Origin of the sequence: Paenibacillus sp. O199, from assembly GCF_001636635.1 — a bacterium.
Taxonomy (GTDB): Bacteria; Bacillota; Bacilli; order Paenibacillales; family Paenibacillaceae; genus Paenibacillus; species Paenibacillus marchantiae.
Genome location: NZ_LGRP01000075.1, coordinates 1 through 6,394, shown reverse-complemented (window position 1 = coordinate 6,394; position 6,394 = coordinate 1). Strand labels below are relative to the sequence as shown.

7 protein-coding genes are annotated in these 6,394 nt (G+C 45.3%); 4 read left to right on the top strand and 3 right to left on the bottom strand.

Features of this window, described 5'->3' with window-relative positions; all coding sequences use genetic code 11:
- Positions 1 to 9 precede the first annotated feature (9 nt).
- Positions 10 to 534: an RNA polymerase sporulation sigma factor SigK gene (gene sigK, locus A6049_RS31960; protein WP_240321604.1), complete on the top strand. Its 525-nt coding sequence runs from the start codon at positions 10 to 12 to the stop codon at positions 532 to 534.
- A 170-nt stretch (positions 535 to 704) separates the two neighbouring features.
- Here the strand turns inward: sigK and A6049_RS31955 are convergent, their stop codons facing one another.
- Positions 705 to 1,538 (bottom strand): alpha/beta hydrolase, encoded by an 834-nt coding sequence (locus A6049_RS31955; RefSeq protein ID WP_063568426.1) that lies wholly within the window; start codon positions 1,536 to 1,538, stop codon positions 705 to 707.
- Positions 1,539 to 1,589: 51 nt separating this feature from the next.
- Positions 1,590 to 2,036, bottom strand: a complete 447-nt coding sequence (locus A6049_RS31950) for a MarR family winged helix-turn-helix transcriptional regulator (RefSeq protein WP_240321603.1) — start codon at positions 2,034 to 2,036, stop codon at positions 1,590 to 1,592.
- A 248-nt stretch (positions 2,037 to 2,284) separates the two neighbouring features.
- On the opposite strand from A6049_RS31950, the gene A6049_RS31945 reads away from it, so the two are divergent.
- Complete coding sequence (locus tag A6049_RS31945; protein WP_205412067.1) at positions 2,285 to 3,361, top strand: FecCD family ABC transporter permease; 1,077 nt, start codon at positions 2,285 to 2,287, stop codon at positions 3,359 to 3,361.
- A gap of 2 nt (positions 3,362 to 3,363) precedes the next feature.
- Complete coding sequence (locus A6049_RS31940) at positions 3,364 to 4,131, top strand: ABC transporter ATP-binding protein (protein WP_063568424.1); 768 nt, start codon at positions 3,364 to 3,366, stop codon at positions 4,129 to 4,131.
- A gap of 225 nt (positions 4,132 to 4,356) precedes the next feature.
- Here A6049_RS31940 and A6049_RS31935 read toward each other — a convergent pair whose 3' ends face one another.
- A complete protein-coding gene (locus tag A6049_RS31935; RefSeq protein WP_090953548.1) occupies positions 4,357 to 4,959 on the bottom strand; it encodes a TetR/AcrR family transcriptional regulator in 603 nt (200 codons plus the stop codon).
- A 231-nt stretch (positions 4,960 to 5,190) separates the two neighbouring features.
- Between A6049_RS31935 and ssuD the strand changes: the two genes are divergently transcribed.
- A complete protein-coding gene (gene ssuD, locus A6049_RS31930; RefSeq protein ID WP_063568423.1) occupies positions 5,191 to 6,351 on the top strand; it encodes an FMNH2-dependent alkanesulfonate monooxygenase in 1,161 nt (386 codons plus the stop codon).
- Positions 6,352 to 6,394 lie beyond the last annotated feature (43 nt).

The following is a 6,394-nucleotide window of genomic DNA, read 5'->3' as shown; positions in this document are numbered from 1 at the left end:
CATTTAACCTTGTTTCGAGTACACAACCTCAAGAAATTTGACAATACTGGCGAAGACCAGGAAGACCTGATTTCGATTGGAACGATTGGTTTGATTAAGGCGATCGAAAGTTTTCAACAAGGCAAAGGGACCAAACTCGCTACGTTTGCTGCCCGTTGTATCGAAAACGAAATACTTATGCATTTGCGCTCCTTGAAGAAAACACGCAAAGACGTTTCCCTTCATGATCCAATCGGAACGGACAAAGAGGGCAATGAAATTACATTAATCGATATTCTCGGAACAGAAGCCGACGACGTTGTAGATAAGGTGCAACTCAAGATTGAAAAAAGTAAGATTTATCGCAATCTCGACATCTTGGATGATCGGGAGAAGGAAGTTGTTATTGGACGATTCGGCCTGGAGGCAGGCGGGGAAGAACGCACCCAACGCGAGATTGCCAAGGAACTTGGCATCTCACGCTCCTATGTATCACGGATTGAGAAGAGGGCGCTAATGAAGCTGTATCACGAGTTTTATAAGGCAAAGCAGTGAGATAATAAGCTACAAGGTAGTACTGATAACAATAGCGTTTAGAGGAAGCGACTTGTCTGCGGATGAGTTGCTTTTTTTGTTTTAGTTGCTGCGCAAATCAACGAGTACGAGTACTGCGTACCACTGGAGACGTGGCAGGGATTTGCGCGTTATATTCAGTCGCATTGATTTTAATTCATCCGATTTAACCATTTCAGGATGATCTCCACAACTTCCAAATATCGCTGGCCGACGAGCAATCCGGTATGGGTTGTATCCCACAGCCCTGCATATTCAGCGCCAATCTGTTCTGCAGTCAATTGACCTCTTCGCTCCTCATCATCGGATTCTACGGCTTTGATGACCAGACTCGGACATGTAATTAAATTGCCGTTGATGGATACACCGCCGCTTGACCCAAATGCCGCCGAGAACGTGAGAAATGCCTTCGATGACTCCATCTGCAGATATTTACGCTGAAATGCAATGTCCTCCGTAGTTTCATCGATACTGCTATGTTCTTCACGGGCCGGGGGAGGGAGGACAATGTCAGGTGTAATTCGATCATTCTCAGGATAGGGAATCAATTGATGAACTTCCTGGCTTAGACTGGAATCAATCACGACCAATCCAGCTAACGCAATCGTCTCGGCAATCTTCTGACTGAGTATTCCGCCCATGCTGAATCCGATGAGAACAGGAGGTGCTGTGCACTCTGCCAGAACTTCGCGGATATCCTCCAAATAATCCTCAAACGTAATTTTCGTCATGTCCATTACCCGGCTTTTGTAATGACTTCTGAGGTTCATAACGTAGCAGTTCCAGCCTTGTTCAACGAAGTGGGGGATATATTTGCTCCACATCCAGCTGCCTGTATATGCGCCATGAACAAACAAGAGAGGTGGATTTGTTACTGAATTTACAGAGTGGGGAGCCGTATCACCTTCATATATTTCAAGGTGCAAATCATGTTTTCCTATCGTTTTGACTTCATGTTTAGGTAGCAATTGAGTAAAATCGATCATTAGGACAACCTCCAAAATTAGTTTTATATCAAACTATCACTCCAAAAAAAATTAGAAGTTGCCGTGAATTTTCATCAAAATTCGAAGCAGTTCCTTTTTCTCCGCTTCAGTAACATCCGCATAAAACGCGTCTAGCAAGCGCTGCGAGATATCCTCAAAGGCTGGTTTAAGTTGTTCTCCTTTTGCAGTCAATGTCACATGGACAATCCGTGAATCTGTTACATCACGTTCTTTGGCGACATAACCGTTGCGCACCAATTTGTCGACAAGCGCTGTGACCGTGGATTTATCCTTGCCAATTTTTTTGGCGATTTCAGCCATGGTCATTCGGGAATTATTGTACAGGGCGTAGATGATATCCCCATGGGAGGTGGCCAGATCCTGAATTCCCTGCTCAGCCATCTCGGATAAAATGAAGCGGTTGACCTTCTCTTTAATTTTGGATATGAGTGATATAGCGTCTGTCGTTTTCATATTTGTAATATAGTTTGTTATCAAACTAATGTCAACCTCGGATTTCAATATTGGTGTAAAGGAGATAAAAAAAGAGCAGCTAGAATAATCACCTGCTCTTTTGGTTGTATTCGAATGTCCCTTTTTTTGTATATTTATAATTGACAAAGATAATCATTCTCAATTATAATCCGAGAAAATGCTTTGTAAACAGTTAAATTTTTATTATTCAAATTCAAGTGGAATTGATGGGGGAAGAGATGGCACAGACGGCTCAAATTCAGAAGCAGCGTATGGGAAAAAGGGAGTCCCTGATTTACAGCAAATCCGGTTTTGCAGTATTGATTGCCGCTTTAATCATCGTAATGGTTATTTCGGTTGGAATTGCAGTATCCATTGGACAGGTGAGCATTCCACTCGCTGAGTCTTATCGCATTCTGTTGTACAAATTAACCGGATTTCAATTCGGCTCTACGCCGATTGAGGCGGGGTCTTTTACGGATATTATCTGGCAGATTCGCTTTCCGCGTGTACTGATGGCCATGTTTATCGGTGCCGGGCTAGCTTTATGTGGTGCAGTTATGCAGGCTGCCGTGCAGAATCCACTTGCAGACCCGTATATACTGGGGATCTCCTCAGGAGCTTCACTCGGGGCCACGTTTGCCATTCTGATTGGATTCGGCGCAATTGGTTGGCTTGGTCAGACCGGGGTGGCTTTCTGGGCATTTGCCGGTGCCATGGGGGCGTCCTTGCTGGTCCTGGCTCTGGCAGGTATTCGGGGGAAAATGACATCGGTCAAGCTGGTGCTTGCCGGAATGGTCATTAATGCGCTGTGCAGTGCCTTTTCGAACTTTATCATTTATTTTGCTAACAATGCCGAAGGCATCAAGACCGTAACATTCTGGACCATGGGCAGTCTTGCCTCATCCGGATGGAACAAGCTTCCGTTGATTAGCATCGTTGTGCTCGTAGCCATTCTGTTCTTCCTGTTGCAATCCCGGGTCCTTAATACGATGCTGCTGGGTGACGAAGCCGCGGTTACGCTAGGGATTAATCTCAGTGTATATCGCAGGTTGTATATGCTGTTAACGGCTCTCGTCACCGGCGTAATGGTGGCAAGCTGCGGCATGATCGGTTTTGTTGGATTGATTATTCCGCATATTGTGAGAGGGCTGGTTGGATCTGACCATCGTAAAGTCATGCCAGTATCCGTACTATTCGGTGCCATCTTCCTGATCTGGACGGATGTTATTGCACGATCACTGATTTCCAGCGTTGAATTGCCGATCGGGATCATTACAGCGATGATTGGTGCGCCGATGTTTATGTATATGTTAGTCAAAAAAGGCTACGGTTTTGGAGGAAAATAAACATGAAACTGAATGTAGAAAATGTATCCATATCGGTGCTGAACACGGATATTATCCGGGACATTTCTTTACAGGTAAAAGGCAAGCAATTCGTCGGACTGATTGGCCCGAATGGTTGTGGCAAATCAACGCTGCTCAAGAGCATCTATAAAGTGATCAAACCACAGCAAGGCAAAGTATTTCTCGATGATACGGACATTTTGAAATCCAGTCCCAAGGTCGTTTCAAGGCACATGGGCGTTGTGGGTCAGTTTAACGAATTGAGCTTTGATTTTACTGTGCGTGAAATGGTCATGATGGGTCGCACTCCTCACAAGAAGCTGCTGGAGACGGATAATGAACGGGATTATGAAATCGTGGAACAGGCGTTGGAAAAGGTACATCTGACCGGACATGCGGACCGCAATTACGTGTCCCTGTCCGGCGGGGAGAAGCAGCGTGTGGTCCTCGCCCGAGTGCTGGCGCAGCAGCCCGAATTTCTGATATTGGACGAGCCTACCAATCATCTGGATATCAAATATCAGCTTCAGATCCTCAACATTGTGCGGAGTTTGGATATCGGCATATTGGCTGCCCTTCATGATCTCGAACTCGCCGCAGAGTATTGCGATTACCTCTATGTTGTGAAGCAGGGACAGATTGTGGTTCATGGCAAACCCGCCGATATCTTGACCCGTGAAATGATTGGTGAAGTATTCGACGTGGAATGTGAAATCTATGAAAATCCGGTTACCGGTGGCTTGGGTATTGCCTATTTGAGTACACGGTGAGACAAGGACTGTCTTAGCTGAAACTCACACATGTTCTCTCATTATCTCTTCCACTATAACTCCGGTTGCACAGGCAATTATGGAATAAGTAGTAAAAGAAGAACTGTCTTTAAGCGGAATATATGCTTAAATGACAGTTCTTTTTGTTCTAGCCTCAAGTATCAAATGTCACGTTTATTCAGATGCCATGTATCACTTTTTTTTGGAGAGGATGGGCTACTCACTCTAAACCGATGCTCCCATCGCTTTATATGTTCCTAACAGGGCAATGCGGGTTAATTGAAGAGCCATATGATGAGGTGAGTTTACCTTACTGTCAGCAAGCCATTTGTGAATAATTCCAATGGTGGAGAAGCTGATGTGATCCAGTAAAATATCCAGAGGCACTTCTTTTTGTTCCATACCTAATTGGGATATCCGATCCAAAAACCTCTCTCTAATCACTTCATTCAACCGGCTGTTGAAATTCCCGGCAGGATTAATGAGTACCATCACCCGATAGAATTCATCATGCTCCAATATATGCTCGAACAATACTGCAAAAATGGGATCTGGCTCGTTAAATGAAGGTAGACTCCCAAGGTGGGAATTCCGTTCCGCTAGTAACTGCTCAAGCAGTTGAAATTTCTCATTCACCATGCTATCCAATAAATCATCCTTGTCCAGAAAGTGGGCGTAAAAGGTAGAGCGATTGATATTCGCTTGTTCCGCGATGTCTACGACACTAATTTCGGTAAAGGCTTTCTGTGGCAAAATTTTCAGGAGAGCTTTGGAAATCATCACACGGGTCCGTAAAATTCTTCGATCCACTCCACGGGATTCATTCACTTCTCATCACCTCGAAAAAAACGGATTGATCAACTTTGTTGAGCCTTCAAATGGCTTGGGAATGTAGAATATCAAGACATTTCGCAACACATCGGTCAATTGCGTTGCTTAACCGTCAAATTCTGCCTAATTGATTGTTGATATCAAAAGGATAATAGCTATCATAATAAATAAAACACACCAAATCAATCGGAAAAATAAAATATAAAAAATAGGAATGAGGTCATACCTATGGAACTGTTTTGGTTTATTCCCACACACGGGGATGGCAGGTATCTTGGAACAAAAGAAGGGGCTCGGGCGGTCAGTTATCATTATTGCAAGCAGGTGGCACAAGCCGCGGATGAACTTGGATATGCCGGTGTTTTGTTACCTACGGGAAAGTCGTGTGAAGATGCCTGGATTGTTGCTTCATCGCTGATTTCTTCCACGGACAGGCTCAAGTTTCTTGTCGCTGCGCGTCCAGGTCTGATGATGCCAACCACAGCTGCACGTATGGCTGCAACCCTGGATCGTTTCTCCAGAGGAAGACTGCTGATCAATGTGGTGGCTGGTGGAGATCCAATTGAGCTTGAAGGAGAAGGGCTGTTCCTGGATCACGATGAGCGCTATGCGTTAGCCGATGAATTTCTGACCATCTGGCGCAAGGAATTGGAGGGAGAGGCGGTTGACTATGAAGGCAAATATCTGAAGGTTAAGGGTGGTTCCGTCCTGTATCCGACCATCCAAAAGCCACATCCACCACTCTATTTTGGAGGTTCCTCGGAAGCTGCAATGGAAGTGGCAGCAGACCATGTCGATGTGTATTTAACGTGGGGTGAGCCTCCGGGTCAGGTACAAGCCAAAATTCATCAAATGCGGGAGCTGGCTGCGAAAAAAGGAAGAAGCATTCGTTTTGGCATACGCATGCATGTTATTGTGCGTCCGACCGCAGATGAAGCATGGAAGGCCGCAAATGAACTGATCTCCCACCTGGATGAGGAGACGATAGCCGCTGCCCAGAAGATCTATGCTCGCATGGATTCCGTAGGACAGCAGAGAATGGCCAAGCTGCATAATGGTGATCGTTCCAACCTAGAGATTAGCCCCAATCTGTGGGCGGGCATCGGCTTGGTTAGAGGTGGTGCCGGAACCGCACTTGTCGGTGATCCCGATCAGGTCGCAGCCAGAATCAGAGAGTATGAAGAACTGGGGATCGAGACCTTCATTTTATCCGGTTATCCGCATCTGGAAGAATGTTATCGTACCGCGGAGCTGTTATTTCCAAAGCTTCAGTACTCGCAACATGGAGAAAGTGGCGATCATTCCTTTATTGGACCATTTGGAGAAATCATTGCCAATAACAACATTCCGGACCACATGGTCAAAACGGAAGTTACCTCCAAATCCTAATTTCATAACGGATTGCAGATTAAGGCAAAAAAAGACACCTGAA